This window comes from Virgibacillus sp., assembly GCF_013393565.1.
GTDB lineage: Bacteria > Bacillota > Bacilli > Bacillales > Amphibacillaceae > Virgibacillus > Virgibacillus dokdonensis.
This window is the reverse complement of record NZ_JABXHF010000060.1, coordinates 1-26,253: the sequence shown is the minus strand read 5'-3', so window position 1 is coordinate 26,253 and position 26,253 is coordinate 1. Positions and strand designations below refer to the sequence as shown.

The 26,253-nt window shown below is 35.4% G+C and carries 25 protein-coding genes; 17 read left to right on the top strand and 8 right to left on the bottom strand.

The features are described from left to right. Positions 1-15 precede the first annotated feature (15 nt). Entirely contained in the window at positions 16-162 is a 147-nt protein-coding gene (locus tag HLX49_RS12965) for a DUF3916 domain-containing protein (RefSeq protein ID WP_296362373.1), read from the top strand. Positions 163-316: 154 nt separating this feature from the next. Here the strand turns inward: HLX49_RS12965 and HLX49_RS12960 are convergent, their stop codons facing one another. Next, positions 317-1,810: a potassium/proton antiporter gene (locus tag HLX49_RS12960; RefSeq protein WP_077702234.1), complete on the bottom strand. Its 1,494-nt coding sequence runs from the start codon at positions 1,808-1,810 to the stop codon at positions 317-319. A gap of 237 nt (positions 1,811-2,047) precedes the next feature. Here HLX49_RS12960 and HLX49_RS12955 point away from each other — a divergent pair, with 237 nt between their 5' ends. The 3 genes from HLX49_RS12955 to HLX49_RS12945 all read left to right on the top strand — a co-directional run bounded on the left by HLX49_RS12955 (position 2,048) and on the right by HLX49_RS12945 (position 5,875). Beyond that, positions 2,048-2,185 (top strand): hypothetical protein, encoded by a 138-nt coding sequence (locus HLX49_RS12955; RefSeq protein WP_162985912.1) that lies wholly within the window; start codon positions 2,048-2,050, stop codon positions 2,183-2,185. 340 nt (positions 2,186-2,525) lie between these two features. Continuing rightward, positions 2,526-3,566: a zinc-dependent alcohol dehydrogenase family protein gene (locus tag HLX49_RS12950; protein WP_296362370.1), complete on the top strand. Its 1,041-nt coding sequence runs from the start codon at positions 2,526-2,528 to the stop codon at positions 3,564-3,566. 590 nt (positions 3,567-4,156) lie between these two features. Next, positions 4,157-5,875 carry a methyl-accepting chemotaxis protein gene (locus tag HLX49_RS12945; protein ID WP_296362368.1) on the top strand — a complete coding sequence of 573 codons (1,719 nt, stop codon included), beginning with the start codon at positions 4,157-4,159 and terminating at the stop codon, positions 5,873-5,875. Between the two features lie 206 nt (positions 5,876-6,081). Here HLX49_RS12945 and pstB read toward each other — a convergent pair whose 3' ends face one another. The 4 genes from pstB to HLX49_RS12925 form a co-directional block, all read right to left on the bottom strand. After that, a complete protein-coding gene (pstB, locus tag HLX49_RS12940) occupies positions 6,082-6,939 on the bottom strand; it encodes a phosphate ABC transporter ATP-binding protein PstB (RefSeq protein ID WP_077702238.1) in 858 nt (285 codons plus the stop codon). Between the two features lie 90 nt (positions 6,940-7,029). Beyond that, entirely contained in the window at positions 7,030-7,914 is an 885-nt protein-coding gene (pstA, locus tag HLX49_RS12935; protein WP_296362364.1) for a phosphate ABC transporter permease PstA, read from the bottom strand. Continuing rightward, positions 7,915-8,820: a phosphate ABC transporter permease subunit PstC gene (gene pstC, locus HLX49_RS12930; protein ID WP_414930293.1), complete on the bottom strand. Its 906-nt coding sequence runs from the start codon at positions 8,818-8,820 to the stop codon at positions 7,915-7,917. Between the two features lie 227 nt (positions 8,821-9,047). Further along, the gene (locus tag HLX49_RS12925) at positions 9,048-10,043 is read right to left on the bottom strand and encodes a PstS family phosphate ABC transporter substrate-binding protein (RefSeq protein WP_296362362.1); all 996 of its coding nucleotides are present in this window, start codon (positions 10,041-10,043) and stop codon (positions 9,048-9,050) included. A 266-nt stretch (positions 10,044-10,309) separates the two neighbouring features. On the opposite strand from HLX49_RS12925, the gene HLX49_RS17140 reads away from it, so the two are divergent. From HLX49_RS17140 to HLX49_RS12880, 10 genes are all read left to right on the top strand, one after another. Further along, positions 10,310-10,537, top strand: coding sequence for a hypothetical protein (locus tag HLX49_RS17140; RefSeq protein WP_367112753.1), 228 nt, complete (start codon positions 10,310-10,312; stop codon positions 10,535-10,537). Continuing rightward, positions 10,501-10,995 carry an endonuclease III domain-containing protein gene (locus tag HLX49_RS12920; RefSeq protein ID WP_367112752.1) on the top strand — a complete coding sequence of 165 codons (495 nt, stop codon included), beginning with the start codon at positions 10,501-10,503 and terminating at the stop codon, positions 10,993-10,995. The genes HLX49_RS17140 and HLX49_RS12920 overlap by 37 nt, the downstream gene beginning before the upstream one ends. A gap of 1,282 nt (positions 10,996-12,277) precedes the next feature. Continuing rightward, positions 12,278-13,597 carry a nucleotide sugar dehydrogenase gene (locus HLX49_RS12915; protein ID WP_101933251.1) on the top strand — a complete coding sequence of 440 codons (1,320 nt, stop codon included), beginning with the start codon at positions 12,278-12,280 and terminating at the stop codon, positions 13,595-13,597. Between the two features lie 11 nt (positions 13,598-13,608). Beyond that, entirely contained in the window at positions 13,609-14,772 is a 1,164-nt protein-coding gene (locus tag HLX49_RS12910; protein WP_101933252.1) for a DegT/DnrJ/EryC1/StrS family aminotransferase, read from the top strand. Then, positions 14,769-15,695 carry an NAD-dependent epimerase/dehydratase family protein gene (locus HLX49_RS12905; RefSeq protein WP_101933253.1) on the top strand — a complete coding sequence of 309 codons (927 nt, stop codon included), beginning with the start codon at positions 14,769-14,771 and terminating at the stop codon, positions 15,693-15,695. Before HLX49_RS12910 ends, HLX49_RS12905 begins: the two co-directional genes overlap by 4 nt. After that, positions 15,661-16,929 carry an aminotransferase class V-fold PLP-dependent enzyme gene (locus tag HLX49_RS12900; RefSeq protein WP_296362356.1) on the top strand — a complete coding sequence of 423 codons (1,269 nt, stop codon included), beginning with the start codon at positions 15,661-15,663 and terminating at the stop codon, positions 16,927-16,929. Before HLX49_RS12905 ends, HLX49_RS12900 begins: the two co-directional genes overlap by 35 nt. Positions 16,930-16,939: 10 nt before the next feature. Continuing rightward, entirely contained in the window at positions 16,940-17,812 is an 873-nt protein-coding gene (locus HLX49_RS12895) for a peptidoglycan bridge formation glycyltransferase FemA/FemB family protein (RefSeq protein WP_296362354.1), read from the top strand. 12 nt (positions 17,813-17,824) lie between these two features. Further along, positions 17,825-18,559 (top strand): WbqC family protein, encoded by a 735-nt coding sequence (locus tag HLX49_RS12890; RefSeq protein WP_296362351.1) that lies wholly within the window; start codon positions 17,825-17,827, stop codon positions 18,557-18,559. Beyond that, on the top strand, positions 18,522-19,217 hold the full coding sequence (locus HLX49_RS12885; protein WP_296362350.1) for a PIG-L deacetylase family protein: 696 nt from the start codon (positions 18,522-18,524) through the stop codon (positions 19,215-19,217). The genes HLX49_RS12890 and HLX49_RS12885 overlap by 38 nt, the downstream gene beginning before the upstream one ends. After that, a complete protein-coding gene (locus tag HLX49_RS12880; protein ID WP_296362348.1) occupies positions 19,214-20,131 on the top strand; it encodes an apurinic/apyrimidinic endonuclease family protein in 918 nt (305 codons plus the stop codon). The genes HLX49_RS12885 and HLX49_RS12880 overlap by 4 nt, the downstream gene beginning before the upstream one ends. Positions 20,132-20,318: 187 nt before the next feature. Here the strand turns inward: HLX49_RS12880 and HLX49_RS12875 are convergent, their stop codons facing one another. From HLX49_RS12875 to HLX49_RS12865, 3 genes are read right to left on the bottom strand one after another with little or no spacing between them, the layout of a single operon-like run. After that, positions 20,319-21,044, bottom strand: coding sequence for a P-II family nitrogen regulator (locus HLX49_RS12875; protein WP_237342822.1), 726 nt, complete (start codon positions 21,042-21,044; stop codon positions 20,319-20,321). Beyond that, complete coding sequence (locus tag HLX49_RS12870) at positions 21,004-21,774, bottom strand: DUF1538 domain-containing protein (RefSeq protein WP_077702243.1); 771 nt, start codon at positions 21,772-21,774, stop codon at positions 21,004-21,006. Before HLX49_RS12870 ends, HLX49_RS12875 begins: the two co-directional genes overlap by 41 nt. After that, complete coding sequence (locus HLX49_RS12865; RefSeq protein ID WP_296362345.1) at positions 21,771-22,463, bottom strand: DUF1538 domain-containing protein; 693 nt, start codon at positions 22,461-22,463, stop codon at positions 21,771-21,773. The genes HLX49_RS12870 and HLX49_RS12865 overlap by 4 nt, the downstream gene beginning before the upstream one ends. Positions 22,464-23,391: 928 nt before the next feature. On the opposite strand from HLX49_RS12865, the gene HLX49_RS12860 reads away from it, so the two are divergent. From HLX49_RS12860 to HLX49_RS12850, 3 genes are all read left to right on the top strand, one after another. Then, on the top strand, positions 23,392-24,657 hold the full coding sequence (locus HLX49_RS12860) for an argininosuccinate synthase (protein WP_101933259.1): 1,266 nt from the start codon (positions 23,392-23,394) through the stop codon (positions 24,655-24,657). A 333-nt stretch (positions 24,658-24,990) separates the two neighbouring features. Beyond that, the gene (locus HLX49_RS12855) at positions 24,991-25,362 is read left to right on the top strand and encodes a CidA/LrgA family protein (protein ID WP_237342823.1); all 372 of its coding nucleotides are present in this window, start codon (positions 24,991-24,993) and stop codon (positions 25,360-25,362) included. Beyond that, positions 25,355-26,044, top strand: coding sequence for an LrgB family protein (locus tag HLX49_RS12850; RefSeq protein WP_296362344.1), 690 nt, complete (start codon positions 25,355-25,357; stop codon positions 26,042-26,044). The genes HLX49_RS12855 and HLX49_RS12850 overlap by 8 nt, the downstream gene beginning before the upstream one ends. The last annotated feature ends 209 nt before the right edge of the window (positions 26,045-26,253 follow it).

Sequence of the window (26,253 nt, the reverse complement as noted above, 5' to 3'; positions counted from 1 at the left end):
AAATATCAAAAATGGTTGCATTTGCCTACTGGGAGAAGCATTTGTTCGTGGCAGTTGTCTGTTCCTGATAATTTGCAAGAAATAGGATTTAGGGAAATAATTCATGATGAATGTGGTTTGCAATCTGAAAGTGAAATTTGGTTTATCGGGGAATTAACGTAATTACAACCTTATATTACATGTAGCTGGAGCTTGCTGATGGGATTGCTTTAGCAAGTTTTTTCCAATAAACATCTCAATGAAAGTTGTCATAAAGTAATACTTATTTTACTCCTTTGTACTAGCGAAAATCAGGCAACGTAGAATCGTTACCTGATTAACCTTCTGCCTCTTTTTTTACTGCTTTTTTCGACACCGTTTTTTTATCGTGGTTACCAAGTAGTACATTTTTGGCTTTGATTCTATTTTTACGGTTGCTTAATACATATAAGGTATCATCTTCTAAAATGACGGTGTCACCCGTAGGCGTTATAATTTGCTTATCACGAATAATGCCAATAATCAATGTGTCATCAGGTAGTTCAATCTCATTTAATGTTTGATGGATAGCAGGTGACTTAGAAAAAATATGCACTTCCATAATCTCTGCTTCCGTATTACCCAAATGTATTAGTTCCATGGTTGGTTTAGTTGGATCATTTTTTTCACCTGTAAATCCAAGCTTTGAAGCAAGCCAAGACAATGTGCTACCTTGTACGAGTGCGGATATAAGGACAACGAAAAAGACAGCATTAAAAATCAGATCGCTATTCTCCACCCCGGCAATAACTGGATACGTCGCTAATACGATAGGTACGGCACCTTTAAGACCAGCCCAAGAGATAAACAATCGCTCTTTCATATTATATTTCATAAAAAACATTGAAATAAAAACAGCAATAGGTCGAGCGATGAACATAAGAATAAGGGTTAACAGCACGCCTTGCCAAAATATGGCAGGTAATGCCTGAGGGAAAACGAGCAAACCAAGCAAAATAAACATAAGAATTTGCATCATCCAAGCAAAACCTTCACTGAATCGTAAAATGGAGAAACGATACATCAGGTCACTATTTCCGACAAATACAGCCATGACATATACAGCAAGTAATCCACTTCCCCCAAAGAAATCCGCGAAAAAATAAGTCGCGGTAGCCATCCCAATTGCAAGTGCCGGATATAGTCCAGAAGTATCCAAATTAATATTATTAATGATAAGGACAGTAAGTTTTCCGAGTAATAGCCCAAGCAGGAGTCCTAAACCCATTTGTAAAAAGAAACTGCCGATCGTAGTCCAAATAGATGCGTCAGGAACCTGAATTAATTCAATAAACGCAACCGTTAGAAATACAGCCATCGGATCATTTGACCCTGATTCAGCTTCTAGTGTAGAAGTCAGCTTTGCTTTTATGTTTTTATTGCCAAGTACGGAAAAAACAGCAGCTGCATCTGTTGAGCCAACGATAGCCCCAAACAGCATGCCTTCTAGTACAGTAAGGTCAAGAATGTACATGGCAGCAAATCCAGTCACAACGGTTGTTAATAAAACACCTAACGTTGCAAGTGATCCGGCTGCACCGAGAACAGGTCGAATCTGCTCCCATTTTGTTTGCGTACCACCTTCGAATAAAATGATAATTAACGCCATAATTCCGATGAGTTGCATAAGCTGCGCATTTTCAAAGAAGATAAATTCATTTAAACCCATCCCGATTATGAGGAAAAGAACGAGAGCGGGAAGTCCAAGTTTAGAGGAGAACTTCGTTGCCAAAACGCCGACAATGAGCATAGCGGAAAATAAAAAAATAAGCATTTGCAATGATAAGTCCATGTTGAACAATCCTTCCAAAAAGAACAATCTAATTCTATTATATCGTTATTACCCTATTTTGAACAAAAATGAGCGCTTGAAATATAAATAAAAGTTCAAAGGATAGAGTGGAGGATAAAAGAAAAAGTTACGAGTAAAGACGCATTTCGTATATAAAAGCCGTATGTATAATTTTAAGGAATAGACTAAAATTAAGACGGAGCTACTACGTTTAGCTATTAAGAGGAGGGTTCTCAATTGGCAGATAAGCAACGACAATTTAAAGAAACGAAAAACCATGGTGAGCATCGCAATGGGCGAAAAAGTCCTTATAAAAATAGTCGTACACATGGTAGTGGGCAGCCAGATGAATATGTTACAGATAGGAAAAAATAATATAGTTTGTGCAAGACAATTACACGTGTGTAGCTATCTATGATGTTAGCTAAAAGCATATAAGATGCTGTAAAAAGAAATCTAACAGAAACGAGCGTGTTTCTTTAGAGCGAAGTGAGCTCCTTTTGTGCTTAAAATATGCACAGGAATAAACTTCTTTCGTCCGTAATTTAATATGGTACTAAAAGCCCCGACTTTCACCAACACAAAGTTGAAGAGGGGGATGAAGGAAACGAACTTCCCTTATTATATGAAGTATCGAAATATTATTGCAAATAACGACATAATGGCTTACAATTTAATTGTGAACAAGTTCACCAAAAGAGGAGGAAGGCATAAAATGAAAGCACTTACTTATTTTGGACCAGGAAAGAAAGATTTTATCGACAAACCAAAGCCAAAGGTAGATAAAGCAACAGATGCATTGATTAGAGTGTCGAAAACAACGATTTGTGGTACAGATTTGCATATCTTAAAAGGTGATGTTCCAGCGGTAACAGAAGGTAGAATTTTGGGGCATGAAGGTGTAGGTGTTGTTGAAGAAGTTGGCGAAGGTGTGAAAAACTTTAAAAAAGGGGATAAAGTTATTATCTCTTGTGTCACTTCTTGTGGGAAATGTGAAAATTGTAAGCGGGCGCTTTATGCGCATTGTGAAGATGGAGGCTGGATCTTAGGTCACCTCATTGATGGAACGCAAGCTGAATATGTACGTATTCCGCATGCAGATAATAGCTTATATCATATTCCTGATGGTGCAGATGAAGAAGCGTTAGTAATGTTAAGTGATATCCTTCCGACTGGATTTGAAATTGGTGTACTTTACGGACAGGTACAGCCTGGACAAACTGTAGTAATTATCGGAGCTGGTCCAGTCGGTATGGCAGCTTTGCTTACTGCGCAATTTTATTCGCCGGCAGAAATTATTATGGTGGATTTAGACGATCATCGTTTGGAAGTTGCTAAGAAATTTGGCGCTACAAAAACGGTTAATAGCTCAGATGGAAAAGCAGTAGAAAAAATTATGGATTTAACAGATGGAAAAGGTGTAGATGTGGCAATGGAAGTTGTAGGTATACCCGCTACGTTTGAAATTTGCCAACAAATTATTAAACCTGGAGGTGCCATCCCAGTATTAGGAGTGCACGGTAAAGCTGTTGATTTCCATCTTGAAAAATTGTGGATTAAAAACATTCGTTTAACGACAGGTTTAGTAAGCACGAGCACTACGCCAATGCTGTTAAAAACGGTGCAATCAAATAAATTACAGCCAGAAAAACTGATAACACATCGTTTTACGTTTGACGAGATGCTAAAAGCATATGAAGTATTTGAGAATTCAGCGAAAACAGAAGCATTAAAATTGGTTATTTCCAATGAATAAATGGATAGAAAAGGGTCAAGCGACTTGCTTGGCCTTTTTCAAAAGATAAGAAAGTATAAAATTTGATGCTATGGCGTAACCAAATAACTGAATGGGCCCCGTCTGGCTCCAGCGCCCAGCAACTAGGCGACTTCACTCCATTGCCCTAAGCTAAGTCATCATCGGTTCGTTCTAAATAGGAAGGCCGACTAAAGACGGGCTTGCCGGAGGGCGCCGGCATACTCCTGTTGCAGGAGCATGATTCCTAAAACTTTAGTTGATTCGTTCCACTCGCTACGTTGCTAAACGGGCACTTGCGCCTTTGTTCTTCGAATCATACTTACAAGAGTGGGCATTTTTATAGGACTATATACCATTCGTTTACATGCTTAAAAAGCCAAGTGGTGTTAAAAGGCTGTGTACAATAGATAAACTTATCTACAGAGAATTAGCTAAACTTCTGTATAATGTCTATTTCTTTATGAATGGAGTTATCTTTCAGAAAAGACAATAAGGCGACATTTTCCACCAAACGTCACCAATTTTTTACATTAAATTAATATTTAGTTGCTATAATGAAGTAAAATAGGTATAAAGTAGGGGGATTTTAGTTGCGTATACAGAAGCCGACTTGGTTCACGCGTTTTTTTTCATTTACAAAAAGTATGCAAACAAAATTTAGCTTGTGGAGCAGATTACTCATCCTGTTTATTGTGTTATTACTTCTTTCTGTCATGGCTGTAGGTGTTAGCTCATACATACAAGCAAAGAAAATGACCACATCAGCAATTGAAAATCGGCTAGAACGTGAAACCGAATTAATGGGTTACATTGCAGAGAATCTAAAATTTTTGTATGTCAGTGATGATACGTATTTTCATCAGCAATTGAATGCAAATGTTAGAGAGCAAAAAAATAAGCTAGCTAAAGAAGGGATACCGTCCGAATATTTTTACGTACAGTCTGGAGAAGTTGTTCCCCTTCAGGAAAGTGAGGGAGAGCTTCCGCCAATATCGAATGCATTGGTAAATGAATTAGTAGAACAAAAGGATGGTCTATTGCATAAGACCATTGACGGAAAAGAATATACGTTAACGTTTCAAGAAATGAAAGAGGTAAAAGGATTATATGTGTTGGTTGTCCCTACTTCTTCGTATATGGGGCCAGTAAAAGGAATGGCTATGGATACAATGATTATAAGTTTGATTAGTGCTGTTATTGCCAGTATTGTCATTGCCTTGTTTGTCCGTAGCTTAACAAAACCACTTAGTGTATTACGAGAAACGATGCGAGAGGTACGTTCGGGGGAAATGAAAGAACCGAAGCAGTTGCAAACGACGTTGCCAGAGTTCATTTCGCTACATAAGAGTTATACGACAATGATTCATTTTATGCGCAATTTGCTTAAAAATATGAAAGAAACAACGAATGATTTAAATGAGGCTGGATTAGAATTACAAGCGTCAGCTGCAGAAAGTTTACATTCTGGTGAGCAATTAAAGCAAGCCATTCACGTCGTTAAGGATGGTGCTGATCAGACGGCGGCAAGCTCAGAAGAAAGTATGACGCGTTTCCATGATATGAAGGAAAATGTGGAACGGACAATAGCACAAATGGAACAATCGTATCAAAGCTCACAAGCGATGAACAAATCGGCAGAAACGGGCGAACAGCAGATTAAAAAGCTAATTGATACCATTACTTCCTACGAGGTCGATTTTACCCAATTGACAAACACGATACATCATGTTCGTAATAATTCTAAAGCAATTACAAAATTAGTAGATATCATTCAAAAGATTGCTGAGCAGACGAAATTATTGGCATTAAATGCAGGAATTGAAGCAGCTCGTGCAGGAGAATCTGGAAAAGGGTTCACTGTTGTTGCTAAAGAAGTTCGTAAGCTAGCAGAGCAGTCTTCTGAGGCGGCTGTGGAGATAACGACTACCATCAATCGTATGGAAGAGAATACGACATCTGCTGTGAAGGAATTTGATCATATGCTTGCGAAAACGAATGCAACATTATCCATGTCAAAAGCAGCAAAAACATCATTTGATAACTTACTGTATGAAATTGAACAGGTTGGAAACCAATTTCATAGGATGAAAGAAGAAGTACAAGCAGTAGGGTCTGTATTACCGCAACTAGAGCAGGCAACGCTCAACTATGCTTCTGTAGCCCAGGAAAATTTGGCAAGTGCAGAGCAAATGCTTACCACGAGTGATGCACAAATAACACAATTGAAAACAAACCAAGAAGTAGGGGAGCGTTTAACAGCTATAGCCGAAGACCTCTCACAACATACAAAGCAATTTCATATTGAATAAAACGTAAAAATCCTGATCCATTTCGGAACAGGATTTTTTATTTTTGCACTATAGGGAAGTATAAAAGTTTAAAGGTTTATAGTATAAGAAAAACTACGCTCTTCGCCATAAGACTTGGCGGTAAGCCAAGTTTTTCTAATGAAAGCTATTATAATCAGTGAGGATGAAAGCCCCCAATGATTTAAAGAAGCAATTTTTCCTCCATTTTAACCAAAGCGACCGGAAATATAGTCTTCCGTTCTGTTGTCTGATGGGTTCGTGAAAATTTTATCTGTTTCATCATATTCCACCACTTCTCCATTTAGGAAAAATGCTGTGCGGTCGGAAATACGTGCAGCCTGCTGCATGTTATGAGTAACAATAACAATAGAATAATCTTTCTTCAACTCTTGAATGAGCTCTTCTACACGTAGCGTAGATTTTGGGTCAAGTGCTGAAGTCGGCTCATCCATTAAGATAACATCAGGTTCAATCGCTAAACAACGAGCAATACAAATCCGTTGTTGCTGCCCGCCAGAGAGACCATAGGCATTTTCTTTTAAACGGTCTTTTACTTCTTCCCAAATGGAAGCACCACGTAAGCTTTTTTCTACAATTTCATCAAGAATTTTTTTGTTGCGAATACCATGGATTTTTGGCCCATAGGCAATATTTTCATAGATGGATTTAGGAAAAGGATTTGGTTTTTGAAATACCATGCCAACTTTTGTACGTAAATCCTCTACTTTAAATGATTTATCTAAAATGCTCTTATCTTTATACGTAATGACACCAGAAGTTTTAACGCTTGGTACAAGTTCTACCATACGGTTTAACGTTTTTAAATACGTAGACTTTCCACACCCAGATGGACCAATAATTGCCGTTACTTCTTTCTCGTAAATAGACAAATTAATGTCTTTTAGCGCATGTGTATCGCCATACCATAAGTTTAAATCTTTCGTATCGTACACAATTTTTTTATGCACGTTCTGTTTCGTTGTCGCAGCTACTTCTGAAGTTGCTTCTTCTTCTGAAATTACTTGTCGCTTCACTTTGATATTGGGCTTCGTTAACGTAGCCATTTCATTCACTCCTCTTACTACTAAAAAGTATGAAATTTTAGGATTCGTAAGCATCATAAAAAATACTGTGTTGCAATATGCCGAGTTTTTCTAAAAACGTTTTTGGAACTTATTGCGGATAAAAATAGCTGTTGCATTTAAAAGAAACAGTAATACGAGCAAAATAATAATTGTTGCCGCAGCTAAGTTTGCATATTCTTCAACTAAAGAAGAGTCAATCGTCCAATAATAAATTTGCATTGGGAGCACCGTGAATTTATCCATAATTCCACCCGGAAAAGGGATAAGTAAAGCAGGTATACCGATAACAACAAGCGGTGCTGTTTCGCCAATTGCTCGAGATAAAGACAATATCGACCCTGTTAAAATACCAGGTAATGCTGCAGGGAGAATGATATTTTTAACCGTTTGCCATTTCGTAGCTCCCATGCCATAAGAGGCTTCACTTAAGTGTTGCGGTACGGCTCGAATGGATTCTTGTGAAGCGACGATGATAATCGGAAGGACAAGTAATGACATGGTTAGTCCACCAGCCAATACGACATTTCCGAAATTAAGGGCACGGACAAAGATAGTCATTCCGAGAATTCCATAAACAATGGATGGAACACCAGCTAAATTAGCGATATTTGTTTGAACAAAACCTTGAAAACGTCCTTTTTTTGCATACAACTCCAAATAGATAGCTGTCCCAACGCCAAGTATTAGCGTAACTGGAATGACGACGAGCATGAGCCAAAATGTTCCTAAGATAGCACCCATAATACCAGCCCGGTCAGGGGAAGTAGATAACTTATTTGTTAAAAAATCCATATTAATCCAGTTGGCGCCTTGCATAATGACACGAATAATTAGCACAGCTAAAACAATTAAGCCAAAAATCGTTGCGAGAAAAAATATAAATTTAAGGATGTTGTTTTTAATCAGACGACTGTTCATATTTTTTTGGATTTGATTCGTATCGACATATTTCATTTAATATTCCTCCCTGAACTTACGAGAGACATATCTTGCAAGTAGGTTCATAAGCAGTGTGAATACAAATAATGTCATAGCAACTGCGTATAAGCTGTAATAAATCGTTGATCCAGCTGGCGCTTCACCGCCAGAAACCTCGACAATATATGCAGTCATTGTCTGCATAGATTGTGTAATATCAAAGGTGAAGTTTTTCGAGCTTCCGCTAGCTATGGTTACAATCATTGTTTCACCAATCGCACGTGAAATACCAAGGACAAAAGATGCGATGATTCCAGAAAGCGCAGCAGGAATGACGACGCGAAACGTAACTTCTAACTTTGTTGCTCCTAATGCGAGCGCACCTTCACGCATAGCGTTGGGAACAGATGTCATTGCATCTTCTGAGAGTGATGCAATCATAGGAATAATCATGACACCCATTACGAGTCCAGGGCTTAAAATATTTGTCGCTTCTACACTTGGAAAAACCTCGCGAATAAGCGGTGTAACAAATGTAAAGGCAAAGAAACCATAAACGATGGTAGGAATTCCAGCAAGAATTTCTAACATTGGTTTTAATGTTCTTCTTACTCGTTCTGAGGCATATTCACTTAAGAAAACAGCTGTCATAATACCAATTGGTCCAGCAACGAGCATGGCAATAATAGAAGAAATGATGGTACCGTTAATAAGTGGTAGTACCCCAAATTCTGGGTTTTGACTTAAGGGTTTTAAGGCGGTTCCTGTAAAGAAATCCATAACGGGAACACGCTTAAAAAATTCAATCGTTTCTATTAATAATGTATAAACAATTCCAATGGTCGTGAAGATAGAAACTGCTGCAATCAAGAATAGGAGGACAGGAATGACTTTTTCCGTTATGCTTGTTAGGTTTTTACCGTTTTTCTTCTTCGCAATCATGTCTTGAATACTTGGTTTGTCTTGATTGTCTATCTTGTTGTCCAGTGCCATTAGGGGGCCCCCTTTCTAGAGCAAAAACTCACAAGAAGATGAGAGCGTACATTGCCCTCATCTTCAGGTAGTCAAATAATGGTTTGATTGGATAAATGTTTTTATTATGACAGTCTTGTGAGATTAAGAGCGAAACCATTAGGAGAAATGTCATCTCTCCTAATGGTTGTCGTACTTTATTTTAGTGCTTCTAATTCACTTACTAGAGTTTTTGCTTCTTCTTCAGGAATTGGCGCAAAGCCAGTTTCTCCAGCAAATTCATTTACATTGTTCATAATATATAAGGCATAATCAAGTACTTGCGGCTTTTCTTTTGCATTATCAACGTTCAAGTAAGTAAATACTGGGCGAGTGTAGCCAGCATAGTCACCATCTTCAGCAATCGTGTCTAGAGATGGCTCTACAGCACCATCGCCAAAGTCAATGCCTACAGCTTGTACTTTATCTTTGTTGTTGTCATAGTATCCGAAACCGAAGAATCCAATGGCGTTTTTATCTTCAGCTACAAGTGTTACAAGTGTTGAGTAATCTTGTTGTAAGTTAATATCACTTACTAGATCTTGTTCTTCTAAAATATTTTCATAGAAAAACTCATATGTTCCGTGGTTTTCATTTGGTCCATAAGTTTGAATCTTTTCCTCTGGCCACTCTGGGTTTACATCTGACCAGTTTGTATATTCTCCAAGGAAAATCCCTTTGACTTGATCTTCCGTTAATTCTGTCGCCCAATCGTTGTCAGGGTGAGTAACAATTGTTAAACCGTCTAAAGCTACTTTTAATTCTTTGATTTCCATTCCAAGTTCTTCAGCTTTCGCTTTCTCTTCGTCTTTAATTACACGAGAAGCATCGTTAAAGTCTGTTCCATCTTCAGCTAGGAATTTTTCGAATCCTGCACTTGTACCAGCACGGCTAACTTCAACAGATACATCTGGTTTTTCTCCCATGTATTCTTCAGCAAGTTTAGCCATTAAAGGAAAAACCGTTCCAGATCCATCAATTACGACGCTGCCTTCTACTTTTTCAGAATCACTATCACCTTCTGAGCCAGTATTTTCAGATGATTCCTCTTCGTTATTGTCTTTGTTATCTCCTTCAGAATCCGATCCACATGCTGCAATTACTACTGCAAGAGCAGCGATTAGAAGGAACATAAGATACTTCTTGAACTTCATCAAAATTGCCTCCCCTATTTTGAGTAAATATAAAGTTGAGGTTTATCCCTCTCATTTGCTAGTATAGTAGGCAAGTGTTAAAAGAGTATGTTATGAATGTAAAGGTTTTGTAAATTTTTGTGGAATTCCTGTTTTTTTGAGCGTAAAAAGGTATATAGAGGAAGCTGTATAAAAGCAGTGAAACGTTAACATAGATTGATATATCAAGCTTTAAATAGGAAAGAAGGTAAGAAATGCTCCATTGTAAAGAACCTATTTTCTTTCATATGAAAGATTTATTAACGAAATGTAAAAATAAAGTGGAGGGCTTGATTATGGGAGCGATTCAGCAAATATATAATAGATTGTATCATTGTTACGGCTCGCAAGGATGGTGGCCTGCGGATACGGTGTTTGAAATGATGATAGGAGCAATTCTTGTTCAGCGAACAAATTGGAGTAATGTAGAGAAGGCGTTGTGTCAGCTCACCCTTATTTATCACCAGAGCAATTAGAAGCGTTGCCCATGGAAGAATTAGAGGTAGCGATTCGTTCAAGTGGTTTTTATAGACAAAAGGCAAAGCGAATAAAAGCTTTTCTTCATTGGTACAAAAAATATGATTATCAACTTGCTCATTTGCGACATGTAGAAACAGAAACGTTGCGAGCGGAGTTATTAAGTATACATGGCATTGGCGCTGAAACAGCTAATGTCTTATTACTTTACGCATTTCAACGTCCTGTTTTTGTTGTTGATGCTTATGCTCGTAGGATTTTTGTTCGATTTGGTTTGGACATGCCGGAAAAGGAGCAAGTGTTTCGGCTTCAGGTGGAGACGGAATGCGTATTAGATACAGAGGGCTTTAAGGAATTTCATGCTCTAATCGTGCAGCATGCGAAAGAGCATTGTAAAATGAAGCCGATTTGTTCAGGCTGTCCGTTGGTTGACGAATGTGAGCGAAGAGGTGTGTAGCTAGAAATTTCTATTACAGATTACTCAAATAGAAAATCTGTAATTTTTTTGTGTTTCGATTTTAGTTTTTATAAAATTTTTATACTTATACCTAAACCTCTATTCATGCTCTTTTTCTGCACTTAAGATAATATCCTTTTCTATAGAAAACAAAAGGCTAACAAATAGCAATAGTTAAAGAAATAATTGCAATACCATTAAAAACATTTATCCATTCTGTTTTAAGAGCCCAATCATAATAGGAACCTAAAAATTCTTCTTTTTCCTTTAAATGATTTAACCAATATGGCTAATAGAAACCCTTCTAAAAAAATACAATAACTAAAGGCATAAAAAATAGAATTACAAACCAAATCAACTCCTTTAAATTCAATTTACCCAATTCTATACTTCTGTTTTTTCAAAATTTTAATTATTTGTTCTGAATTTTTCATGTCGAATCCCCTAAGTAGAAGATACTTTGATCGAACAGTTGAAAATAACTTATTTAGCTTATATAACATCCGAAATTGTGGCTTAAATATTTTATCCTCAAGAATTACTTTATTTTAATATTGTATTTTCCTGACGCTACCTCTTGCTGAGCATCCCGAAAATTATATAAGCAGTCCTACTGTTAAAGTAGGAAAGAATATAACGCGGTGACTTTGTTTTAAAAAAACCTTTTTTTACAAACATCGCGACTATTTTTTACACATTTTTGCTTTTGTTCCAATTACTAGGAGTCTATTCAAATTAAAAGAAATTCATGAGAGAGTTTATAGTGTTTTTGCAACGAAAGTAGAAGTTTATCTATTAAGAATTTTTAATTTTTTCTGTCCAATTCCAAACTTTTTCTTTTTATAGGAAAATTTTTATAAAAAGTCCCATAAAGTCCCATAAAGTCCCATAATAAGGGAGGGTTATTTCATGAATTTTCCCAAGACACAAACTTTTTTATGTGTGTTATCATTAATAATGCCATAAATTATTGTTAAATAAAAATAAATCTTTTTAATATAAAAATTTTAAAAATAGATTTTGGTGACCGCTAGACTTTTTTCTTTGGTTATAACGTTTTTAATCTTTATTTCAAATAATTGCATTTACGAATTAAACCAATAAGCCAAGTTTCATAAGAATATCTGTAATAATAGCTTTAATGTCTAGCAAGAACAATTAATACAATAATTCGACCTGTGGTAAATAGGGATGAATGAATATTAAATAAACGATTCAATATTAGCTTTGAGCTTCTCGATACCAATTTATTTGCTGAAATATAATACAAGGGGGAATATGAATGACACTACTATTAAAGAAAAATGATTTAGAAGTCCGTATAAAAATTAAGAAAGCTCGAATTGGCGTTATAGGTTTGGGGTATGTTGGTTTGCCACTCGCATTAACTTACATAGATAAAGGATTTAAAGTTTTAGGGCTTGATTCTAATGTAAATAAGCTTAATTTACTATCCAATGGGAAAAGTTATATAAAGGATGTACCTGATCAAGTTATTAAAGAGGCCCTTTTAAAAGAGAAAATTCAATTTAGTAGTGATATGGCTTTAATAAGTGAATGTGATGTTATTGTTGTGTGCGTCCCCACCCCACTAAAAGAACAAACTAAAGAGCCTGATTTATCATACATTAGAGAGGTAGTTAAACAATTAATTCAGTTTAGTAGACCTAACCAGTTACTTATTTTAGAAAGTACAACCAATCCTGGGACTACTAGAAAAGAAGTTGCAGAAAAGATTGCTAGTAGATCGGAATTAAAAATAGGTGAAAATTATTTTGTAACCTATTCACCTGAAAGAATTGATCCGGGTAATCAAAATTATAAAGTTTATGAGATACCCAAGGTAATAGGTGGAATGACTAAAGAATGTCTAAGGTACGGTGAACTATTTTATAGTAGTGTCGTAAAAAAGGTTCATTGTGTTAGCTCACCAGAAATAGCTGAAACTGCCAAATTACTCGAAAATACATATAGGTACATTAATCTAGCTTTTATAAATGAAATGGCTTTACATTGTAGAGAATTAAACATAGATATATGGGAAGTTATTGACGCATCAAGCACTAAACCTTTTGGGTTTCAAAAATTTTATCCAGGACCTGGTGTAGGTGGTCATTGCATTCCTGTTGACCCTATTTATTTTAAGTGGGTCGCTAATAATTTAAATTTAAAAACTGAGCTAATTGATTTAGCTATTGAAATAAATACTAGAATACCAGAATTAATTGTTCAAAAAACTAAAGAACTTATTAGAGAACCAAGTGGGAAAGTTTTGATAGTTGGGATGGCCTATAAGAAAAATGTTAATGATTATAGAGAATCTCCAGCATTAGATATATTAGAAAAACTATCTTCCGCAGGGATCCATACGGATTATTATGATCCGTTAATTGGCAATATTCAATTAACTAAAGAGGGGGAAGCTATACAATCAGTTCTACTTAATAAAGATAGTCTGACCATGTACGATATAATTATTATACATACAGACCACGATGAAATTAATTATAAGTTATTAGAAAACACAAAAGCTACTATTATTGATACCAGAAATGTACTAAGGCGAAAAAATATTAAACCACTAAATTTAGTTAATTTATAAGGAGATGGAACATGATTATTACAAATGATTTTATACCTTTTCATAGGGCGGAAATTACAAGTCAAGAAATAAATAATGTAATTGATGCACTCAAATCAGGTTGGATATCTAAAGGACCTAAAGTAGTAGAATTTGAAGAAAAATTAGCTAGCTTTTTAAATACAAAACATGTGATAACTTGTAATTCTGGTACTGCAGCTCTACATATGGCTCTTTTATCAATGAGAATAGGGCCAGGAGATGAAGTTATAGTACCAAGTTTTACCTTTTGTTCAAGTGTGAATGTAATTTTACACGTAGGTGCTACCCCCGTTTTTGTTGATATAAACGAAGATAATTTTTGTCTTAATATTAGTGACGTTAAGTCAAAAATAAGTGCTAAAACAAAAGCTATAATAGCTGTACATTTTGCTGGTTATCCTGCGGATTTGAAGGAATTAAGTTGTTTAGCTAGGGATAATGAGCTTTATCTTATTGAGGATGCAGCGCACGCCTTTACCACAAAGTTTAACAATCAATATATAGGAACTCATGGTGATGCTATATGTTTTAGTTTTTATGCTACAAAAAACATAACAACTGGAGAGGGTGGAGCGTTGGTCGTATCCAATGATACATTAGCAGAAAAGGCACGTTTATATGGTTGGCATGGCATAAGCAAAAATGCTTGGAATCGGTACACTAGCGAAGGAAGTTGGAAGTATGATGTGATGTTACCAGGTTTCAAATATAATATGACAGATATACAGGCTGCTATTGGATCAAGTCAATTAGAAAAGGCTGAGATGATGAGAAATAAAAAAGAAAAAATAGCGAGTTATTATTCCGAAAATTTAAATGAGATTTCAGAATTTATAAAAGTACCTTTTTATAAAAAAGAAGTGGGTTTGCAACATGGATGGCATTTATTTGTTATAAGAGTTAAAAATAACAATTTCATAAATAGAGACGAGTTTATTGAAAGAATGAAAGAAAGAAAAATTGGGCTAAGTGTTCATTTTATCCCAGTGCATCTTCATCCCTACTATCAAACAAACTTCCCTACTAGTTTGCCTGTCACAGAAAATATTTATGATGAGATAGTATCCTTGCCTTTATACAGTAATCTAACAAAAGAAGAAACTAGTTACATTGTAAAATCTATTAAAGAAATCTTTATGGGGGCGAGTAGATGAATCGGGTAGCAATTATTGGCGGATCTGGATTTATTGGACATAATCTTACAGGTTTTTTAACCAAAAATGGATATCATGTAACAATACTAGATAGAAATGAACCGAAAATGGATGTTGATTATAGAATCATAGACATAATGGATAAGGACAATCTAATTACTAATTTGCAAAATGTTGATTCGGTAATTCACTTAGCAGCGATGGTAGGGGTTGATAGTTGCAGATTAAATGTGGATGAAGTTATGAATATAAATTTTACAGGTACAAGAAATGTAGTAGAGGCATGCAAAAAGAATAAAATTAAAAAACTTCTGTTTTCCTCTAGTTCTGAAGTATATGGTGATGGAGTTAAATGCCCATTTGAAGAAACAGATATTAAACTACCTAAGTCTACCTATGGAAAAGCAAAACTTAATTCAGAAGAATACTTACGTAGCGAGGCTAAAGATGATTTTATAGTAAGGGTAGTTAGGTACTTTAATGTATATGGTCCTTCTCAAAGAACAGATTTTGTAATAAATAGGTTATTAGATAAAGCGTATCAAGGGAAAGAGCTCAGTATTTATGGAGATGGATCGCAGACTAGGTGTTTTACTTATATTACTGACATTTTAATGGGTACATATCTAGCATTTATACATGAAGGTAATTTTTATGAAGATTTTAATATCGGAAACGATTTTCCGGTTACGATTAATGACCTGGCTGAAAAAATTGTAGATGTCTTAGGAAGTAAGAGTGAGGTAAAATATATCCCTTATGGGTCCGAGGGGGTTAGGGATAAAAATATGGAGATATATCGTCGTATTCCTTCTATTAATAAGGCAAAGTCTTTACTTGGATATGAACCAAAAGTTTCTTTAGAGCAAGGTTTAAGGAAAGTAATAGGTGAAAGATTTGGAAACAAAATATCTATATCCTAAGAATCCGAAAAAGATCAAATATCCCATATACCCTTATATACAGCAATTATCTGACTATAAAGTTTTTAAAAGTAATTATATTTCTGGCCACAGAGAAAATAGGTTAAAAACAAAACTAGAATCTCTATACAAAAATTCAGAAATCCTTCTTACCAATAGTGGTACTTCTGCTTTAAAAATGGGGCTGGTTTGTTTGGATATTAAACCCAACGATGAGGTAATGTTTACTAATTTCAATTGTCCGAACATTATAGATGCAGTACTTTCAATAGGTGCGACACCAGTTTTTGTAGATATAGAAGAAGATTTTTCTTTGTCTTTCGAGGATATCAAGAAGAAGGTTAATGATAAAACCAAAGCAATAATTTCAACTCATGTTTATGGTTTAAAAGAAAATCTGAAGATATACGATTGGGCTAAGAAAAAAAACATTTATATTGTCGATGATGGAGCACAAGCTATGTTTACTCTTCAAAATAATAAGTTTGTGGGGGGGCATGGGGATATAGGAATATTAAGTTTCGGATTTACAAAGCCACTTTCTAGTATTGGCGGTGGGGCATTAATTGTAAATAATAAGAGTCTAATTGGAAGATTACCAAAGGTACCAATTGAAACTGAAGAAGAAGTATATATAGATTATAAAAATTATTTTAGATCTTGGGCTTTATTTAAATTAAATACTTTTTACATTCCATCTAAGTTAAACAAAGTATGGTACAGACTGTTTAAAATGCCTAAAACTTATTTAAGCAAGACGGAAGCTTTTCCTAGGAATATTAGGTTAATAGAGATCAAAAGAATGAATCGCTTACGTGAGGAACTTATTTTAAAACAATTTTATAGGTATAAGAAAATTAGGGATTATAACATTGCTAACTATCAAGAGATGAATAATAATTTAAAATGTTTAGTTAGATATGGCATAAAATTAATACATTTGGATAAAGGTGAATCCCCAAACTACTATACTCTTATTTTTCCAAATGAACATCAACGTTATGAATGTTCGGAATATTTGGCGGGTAAAGGTATACAAACCTGTTGGAATTATATTCCTTTAGACGAAATTCCTATTTATTCAAAATATAAATCTAACACTAAAAACGCAAATACAGTATGGGGGAGAGTGTTATCAGTCCCTTTTAAATACCCGTTAGTAAGTAAAGATATACAATATATTTCATTGCAGCTCAAAAATTATATAGAGAAATCTACACTCTTAAACATATAAAGGTGATTAAATGAAAGCTAAAATAATATCTAATAAACAAAAATGGAACAATATAATTCTTGAAAATAATGGAACTGTTTTCCACCTCTATGAATGGGGTAAGTTAATGGAATATCTCCCTTATGTTACTTTTTATCCTACAATTCTTGAAGATGGAAATAATCAGGTTTATATTCCGATTTTTGAGCAGAATCAGAGAATAAGTGCAAGTTTACTTGGGTACGGTGGACCTGTAATAGTTGGTAATAAGCAAATTGAATTAGAAAGTATACAAGAGATTATATTCTCGCATTTTGGAAATTCCATTACTAATCTATTAATCCCGCATAATTCAAATACTATTTCTACATATAATATTTCCAGTTGGAGAGGCAAAACAACTTATTTATTGAGTCTCCCCCAATCTTATGAAGAAATATGGAATAGTTGTTCAGGAAAAGCTCGAACATCTGTCAGATATTCAATAAAACAAGGTGTAGAAGTAAGAAAGCTATCTAGGTCTGAACTAAAAACCTTTTACCATTTATATTTGGAACATGCTAAAACAGTTGGGAGCTCATATATCATTAATTATGAATTATTTGTTGATTGTTTTGAGAAACTAAGCGATAATTCTTTATTTTTAGGAGCATATAAAGATAGTCAATTGGTAAGCAGTAGTGTATTCCTGTATGATCATTACGCAATGTATTATTGGATAAATATTAATAACCATTTAGGAAAAAAAATGCAAGCATCCTATCAAATAATGGAATTTGCTCTAAAATCAGCAGTGGAATATCGCTTGAAAGTGATGGATTTTGGTTATTCTCATACTAAAGAAATTGCAAAGCCAAAAATTTACTGGGGAGCTAAAACTGAACACTGCCCTATCTTAAAATGAGGGGGATAATTAATGAAAGTAAGTGGTCACCAACCATGTTATATTCCATGGTATGGTTTTTTTGAAAAGGTTGCAAAGGTTGATATATTTGCAATTCACGACATTGCACAATATGAGAAGGGTGGTTATATAAATCGTAATTTAATTAAATCATCTCAGGGATCTCTATGGTTAACCATACCAATACAAATTAAAGGAAATAAAAATACTCCTATAAAAGAAATAAAGATAGACAATACGCAAGATTGGAAAAGACGACATTGGAAAGCGATCACTGTAAATTATAATAAATCAAAGTATTTTAGGGATTATAGAGATTTTTTCGGTGATATATACCATTCAAACTGGGAGTATATTTATGAATTAAATATGAGCATTATTTCATTTATAATGGATGAACTCAATATAAATACAAAACTTTGCTATATTTCAGAAATGGAATGTCGACATAAAAAGAAAAGTGACTTTGTCTTATCACTTTGTAAGGAATTACAAGCAGACAATTACTTATCGGGGAAATTAGGTAAAGATTATTTGAACGAAAAAGATTTTGAGTTAGAAGGTATAAATATAGATTATCAGGAAATTAGAAAAATAGAGTACCAACAATTATTTAACGATTTTATACCTAACCTATCTATTATTGACATCCTATTTAATTGTGGCCCAGTGAGAACCGAAGCAATAGTTAGAGGGGAGAGAAGTTTTGATGAACGTATTAGTTTTCTCAGCTCATCCAGACGATGAGGTTATCGGAGTTGGTGGAACCATCGCTAAGCATGTAGAGCGAGGAGATACTGTGAATGTTGTTATTATCGCAGAAGGAAAATCATCTAGATATGATATTTATGAAAAACCAGAAGATCAAGTATTAAAAGAATCTTATTTAGAAACGAAGAAAGCTTGCGAAAAATTAGGAGTAAGCAAATTCAAGAGATTAAACTTTCCTGATAACCGTTTAGATTCGTATCAACTCCTTGAAATTGTAAAGGTAGTAGAAAATAATATTGAGGAATTTAATCCGAATATTGTTTATACACAATATGGTGGAGATATAAATATAGACCATGCGGTGGTTCATAGAGCAGTAATGACTGCAACAAGGCCTCTGCCTAATCATAATGTTAAATGGGTATTTACTTATGAAACTTTATCATCCACCGAATGGAACTATAATGTTAAAGATTCGTTTATTCCAAATTACTTTGTAAATATAGAAAATCAACTTACCAAAAAAATAGAAGCAATGAGTTACTACAAATCTGAACTAAGAGAGTACCCTCATCCTAGATCACTGAATGCCATTGAACATAATGCTAAGGTTTGGGGAGCAAAAGTAGGAGTACATGCAGCTGAAGCTTTTAGATTGGTCAGGGGACTATGGATAGAGGATAAAACATCATGATTATTCCGCAAATACCCTTTTTAGGATTAGATAAAGATCAGATAGATAAAATATGGGTAAAAGAAGGATACGGACTTGAGGCAAATATTTTTGATGGGAGGTCTCTTTTTGAAGAAGATTTCTTGTATAAATTTAATGAGACTTTGTCTTACGCAAAATCTCTAAATCCGTCACTCTTAACTCTGCATTTCCCTACAGATAATGCTGATTATGTGAATAATAAAGAGATAAAGGAAAAACTATATAAGTTTATAGAGATAGCCCTAAAGCATGAAGTAGCCGGCATCACTCTACATGCTAACCAATTTTTAAGTGTGGAGGAATATCAAAAATATAATTTAACTGATAGTAGAAAAAGAGTCATTGAAGTTTTAGCGAGTCTTGATGACGACTTAAAGGATACGCCCTTATGGATTGGGATTGAAAACTTACCTATCATAGGAAATTTAGGAGACGATTTTGATCCGATTTTTGTCTATCCTAAAGATTTTGAAGAGCTTACACAGCTAAAACTAAAACATATAGGAATAACATGGGATATCTGTCATTGGTCAATTACTTACTTAACCCATTTAAGTATTTCCAAATTATATAGAGATAAAGATTTCGCTATAGATAATTATTTTGAATTCATCGATTTACAAGATTTTGTGAATCATTATCATTTTAGTTCATTTAAACATCTTACAATACCTTATAGTGAAATAAGATGTATTGAAGGACAATTGCCAAGAGATGGTTCAATAGATGAAACCCTTTTAAAACGAGTTGTAGTAGAAATTAATAAAAGCTACGTTAATAAGAAAATAGGTATGACATTTGAGGTACAGGAAGAAGATTATACAAACAGAAGTACGTCATGGAAAACTCTAGAATGGTTTGGAGATATAATAGATGGAGAACAAACAATTTAAGAGCTAAATTGTTTGTTCTACTATATGGAATATAAATTTTTTTAGGTTATAGTATAAGCAAAACGACGGCTTTTTTCGCCTTAAAGATTTGGCGATAAGCCAAGTTTATCTACAGAGGCTTTTAGATAATGCTTTAGCGGTACTAACAATGAGTGGGGGGAGACATAGATCCCCCCCCCCTCCATTTTTATTTACCATACAATTTTTCGTTAACCATTTGATTCAACACATGATTAATACCAATTGTTTGGTCAACATCAATGACAAAAGCAATCCCTTTGCCGGCTGTATTTAATTCTGCTTCCTCTTCTATCGCTTTTAAAACAGCATTTGTCTTATCTTTACTAATTAAAGTGAGGACGACTTCTTTCTCTGGTTCAATGAGAATATTAAACAGCTTTGCTTTTTCATGAATGCCAGTTCCTCGTCCGTTTAGAATGGTCCCACCTTCAGCGCCAGCTTTTTTAGAAGCGTCGACTACTTTTTCGCTATTTCCTTTATTGACAACGGTAATAATTAGATCATACATGATTTTTTCTTCCATTTCCAGCTCCACATCTCCTTCGTGCGGTTCATTATCATTGTCTTCTAAACCCAATAAATGCTGTGTACCGGTAATTTTCTTTGTGTCAATGACAAACCCGATCCCTTGTCTTGGTTTGTTTAAATGGACGGAATCAATAATTGCCTGCATAACCTCGGGATAAATTTCTTCTTCAACGAGAGTTAAGATGATTTCCCTTTCTCGTTCAATGGGAATGCCGAGAAACCGTTCTTTCTCATTTGTTCGATAACCTCTTCCGAATAGAGTCGTTCCGCCGCGGGCACCAGCTTCCTTAGAAGCACGTATGACCTTCTTGGCTTGTTCTTTTTTAACGATCGTAACGATGAGTTTTTGTTTCGGTTTCTTCATGGACATACTGCTCCTTCTCCTTTCTGCTATATAAGATACCTAATGTGAGAACAGATAAAATAGGAGCCAAAGCTACAAGTGCAACCATACCAAACCCATCAAGCAATGGATCTCGTCCCTCGGTGACGGAAGCAATCCCAACAAACATTGCTAGAATAAATGTTGCAGTCATTGGGCCTGTAGCAACCCCTCCGGAATCAAACGCAATCGATGTAAATGTTTTCGATGCGTATTTTACCATAACTAGCGCCAGAATATAACCAGGCAAGATAAAAAACCAAATCGAGAAACCAGCAAGAATACGAACCATGGACAAAGCAACAGATAAGCCAACACCAATAGAAACAGTATAGAGTAGAACCTTCTCAGGTATGTATCCACTAGAAGCTTTTTCTACTTGTTGAATGAGTACACGGACTGCTGGCTCGGCATAAGTGGCAAAAAAGCCGAGCACAAAGCCAATCGGGATCAAAATCCATGTATGATCAATGGAGCCGAGGCTCTTTCCGAATTCTTCTCCAATCGGTAAAAATCCAATATGAACGCCTTGGAGGAAAAAAGAAAGTCCAAGAAATGTTAGTAAGATCCCTAACGTAATATCTAGTAACTTACGCACGCCGAGCTTTAAGAAAAACAATTGAAAGATAGCAAATAATACAATTAACGGCAAAAGCGCGATGGCGACTTCACTCATTGTTTGTCCAAACCCTTGAAAGACTTTTATATTCATCCGTAAATCACTCCTAAAAATAACACCGAAAGAATAGGACCAAGAGAAGCTAAAGCAATGAGACCAAAGCCGTCCTGAGAGGCTGACCTTCCTCGTAAAACAGATGCGACTCCGACTCCAAGCGCCATAATAAACGGCACCGTTAATGGACCAGTTGTAACGCCACCAGCGTCAAAGGATATTGGCACAAAGCTAGAAGGGGTAAAAGCCGCTAGAATAAATATTAGTCCATAACCCCCAGCAAGGATATATGTAATAGGTATGGAAAAAATAATTCGCATAAGTGATAAACCGACAAATATTCCTACACCTAACGCTACAGCTAGGATAAGAACTGTTTTAGAAATTTCTCCGTTCGAAACTTGGTCCACCTGTGTAGATAAAACACGCACATCAGGCTCAGCAATCGTAACGACACTGCCTAATAAAACCCCAAAAAAGAGAATGAGCCATACCATTTTTGTTTTTGATAAGGCAGAGCCAATCATTTCACCAACAGGAAGCATGCCAATATTAACGCCTAATAGAAAAAGAATCAATCCTATTCCTACCATGAAAACCCCAATTAAAAATTGTATGAATGTCTCTATAGGCAACCATATGAGTGTGAACTGTAGAAGGGTAATTACGATTGTAATCGGTAGAATTGACTGAACAACCTCAACAATCGTCTCTTTTATATTGTCCATTAACTTCCTCCTTCATGAATGGATCTGTATTAGTGTAGACTTTTAAATTTATGCCTTTTAATGATTACAAAAATATACTAACTATGTACGTGATTCGTATCGAATGTCTAATCCTTAAGGAAAGAAATGTTGTACAGTGGGTTTTTTATATGAAATCCCGATTGATGGTGCTGTAAGACTTCGCTTAAATACTAGTTGAAATGGGTAGATAACAGTACCTATATCCCTTTTTTACACTATAGGAAAGTATAAAAGTTGATAGTATAAGAAAAACTATGCCATTCGCCATAAGACTTGGCGACAAGCCAAGTTTTTCTAATACGATCAGAAAGTATAAATATTAGATGCTTTGGGATAAGGAAATAACAGAATAAGCCAAGTCCGGCTTAAGCGCCCAGCAACTAGGCGACTTCACTTCATTGCCCTAAGCAAGTCATCATCGGTTCGTACTAAATAGGAAGGCCGACTAAAGACGGGCTTGCCGGGGCGCCGGCATACTCCTGTTGCAGGAGCATGATTCCTAAAATTTTCGTTGATTCGTTCCACTCGCTACGTTGCTAAACGGGCGCCCCGAGCCTTTGTTCCACTTTAGGAAAGAATAGAATTTATCGTATGCGAAAAACAATAGATTTTACTATAAAGACTTAGCAGTAAGCCAATCTTTGCTAAGTTTATTCGTGGGGAATTAAAGCGTTTATTTTACACTATAGGAAGTAAAAATATTAAGGTTTATAGATTCGTCTATTAAGATTTGGTGATAAGTCGTTTTTCTAATATATATATAAATTATACCATTATCATGAACTAGTAAAAATAAGAATGCATCGTAATTGTAAAAATATTTCATAATAAACGTAGTTTGCTATTGAATATTTATTCGTTGTAGTGCATAATGTTACAATAATAGATTATAAAAGGAGTGACCGTTTTGGGGAAAGAGAAGATTGTTTTAGCTTATTCTGGTGGGTTAGATACATCTGTAGCTGTCCGCTGGCTACAGGATAAATACAATTATGATGTAATAGCTGTTGCCCTTGATGTGGGGGAAGGGAAAGACCTTGATTTTATTAAAAATAAAGCATTACAAGTAGGCGCTGTGAAATCGTATGTCATTGATGCCAAAGCTTTGTTTGCAAATGAATTTGTCCTTCCAGCACTGCAGTCGAATTTATTATATGAAGGAAAATATCCGTTAATTTCTGCTTTATCACGCCCGCTTATTGCTAAGATTTTAGTTCATATTGCAAAAGAAGAAGGCGCTGTTGCAGTTGCGCATGGATGTACAGGAAAAGGAAATGATCAAGTACGGTTTGATGTTGCCTTTACGGCGTTAGATCCTAGTTTAGACATTGTCGCACCTGTAAGGGAATGGGCAATGTCAAGAGAAGAAGAAATTGCTTATGCGAAAGAACATCAAATCCCAGTACCAATTGATTTAGATAATCCGTTTAGTATTGACCAAAATCTTTGGGGGCGAAGTAATGAATGCGGTATTTTAGAAGACCCATGGGCGGAAGCTCCGAAAGAAGCGTATGATTTAACAATAGATCCAGAGGAAGCACCTGATAAACCGCAGATTGTGGAAATTGCTTTTGAACAAGGAAAACCTGTCGCTATTGACGGAGAAAAATTATCATTAGAAGCGCTTATTTTACAATTAAATCAAGTTGCAGGAAAGCATGGAGTTGGTAGAATTGATCATGTAGAGAACCGCCTTGTTGGTATTAAATCACGCGAGATATACGAAGCGCCAGCAGCAGTTACGTTAATTGCTGCACATCAAGAGTTGGAGGCGTTGACGCTAACGAGAGAGGTGGCTCAATTTAAACCGCTCATGGAGCAAAAACTAGCACAAGTGGTGTATGATGGTCTTTGGTATTCACCTTTGACGAAAGCTTTAATAGCATTTATTACAGAAACACAGAAGGATGTATCAGGTATCGTAAAGGTGAAGCTGTACAAGGGGCAGGCACAAGTAGTAGGTAGAAAATCGAAACAATCGTTATATGATTTTGATTTGGCAACATATAATGCTGAAGATTCGTTTGATCATGAAGCAGCACTAGGATTTATTAAATTATGGGGGCTTCCGACAAAAGTTCATGCAACCGTTAATCAAACGCATCGTTCTGTAGAAGAATCCGTAAAAGAAGCAATTTTAGACGTGAAAGAAAAAGAAAACTTACCGCTATAAAAGACATTCCGCAAAAAATTCTAATCTCTAACTAAGAATGAAATAGGATGCATTGCCAAGGCAGAAAAAAATGTTGCCTTGGCAATTTTGTTTCAGAGGTGTTGTAAGTCTCCCATTTAAAAAATTGATGATGGTGAGTTGACAAGTTTAAGTAGGGGGATAAAAGAAAACCCCTACTGTTTGAAGATGAACAGCAAAGATTTCATTAAATTTTACTTTTTACAGCGCTTACCCTAAACTTTTTGCTCACAGAAGCCCATTCACTTACCAACGATAAAAAAATACTGCTATAATATAGAGTATTCGTTTTAAAATGGCAAGGAGGAAGGAAACGTGGAAAAAGCAGGAAAAATGATCGTGCATATTGTTTTATTGTATATCATTTTTCAATTTGGTAATTGGATACAACGCACGTTGCATTTATTTATCCCAGGAAGTGTGATTGGGATGATGGTATTGTTTATATTATTAAGTACGAAACTTATCCGAGTCTCGTGGATTGAAGAAGGTGCCAATTACATTGTTGCTAATTTAGCCTTCTTTTTTATTCCTGTAACAGTAGGAATTATAGATTACTATGATCTGTTTTTAGGGAAAGGTGCTTTATTAATCTTGATTGTCTTAGTGAGCACCATGTTAGTAATGGGCGGTTCAGGCTTTTTTAGTCAGTGGCTAATGCGTAGAAAGGGATGGGAACATGAGTGAGTTTGTAATTGCTATCTCAGCTATTATTGGAACGTTTTTCATTTATCATCTTGCACTGAGGATACATAATACATGGAAGTATTCTTTAACCGCTCCTGTTCTAGTAGCTACTATTCTCATCATCAGTGTTCTAATCATTTTTCGTATCCCTTATGAGACGTATATGGTTGGGGGAAAATGGATTAATGAATTACTCGGACCTGCAGTAGTTGCGCTTGCTTATCCGTTATATAAAAATAAAGATACATTAAAGCAGATAGCTGCTCCTATATTAGCAGGTACGCTACTAGGCGGAGTTGTTGGAATAACTACAGGTCTATTGCTTGCCCAATGGGCAGGTTTTGAGTCGGCGATCGTATATTCGTTAACGCCAAAATCAGTAACAACACCTGTGGCTATGGCTGTAACGGATACGATTGGTGGAGTAATGCCACTTGCTGCTATATTTGTCATGATTGCTGGTATTGGTGGTGTACTTATGCACCATTATGTATTTCGCTTATTTCAAGTCAACCACTATTTAGGAAGAGGTGTGGGCATGGGGAGTGCTTCTCATGCCATTGGTACAGCTACTTCCATGGAGGTAAGCCAATTAGAAGGAGCAGTCAGTACCATCTCTATGGTAATTAGTGCTGTAGTAGTGTCTATTATCACACCAAGTCTCGTACAGCTTATGATGTAACGATGAAATTGGACTTTATGTAAGGTTAAGTGATCAATGGGGAGGGCTCTAACTCCCCGTTTTTTTATGGTCTAGGAAATTACACTAGCGTTGCATAAACTTTTTATAAAGTAGTCAAGAAAAAACAACTTGTGTCAATACTAAGAATAATAGGAATTATCAATACAAAAACGCATAAAAAAACCTTATAATTAGGGTATGGTAGTCCT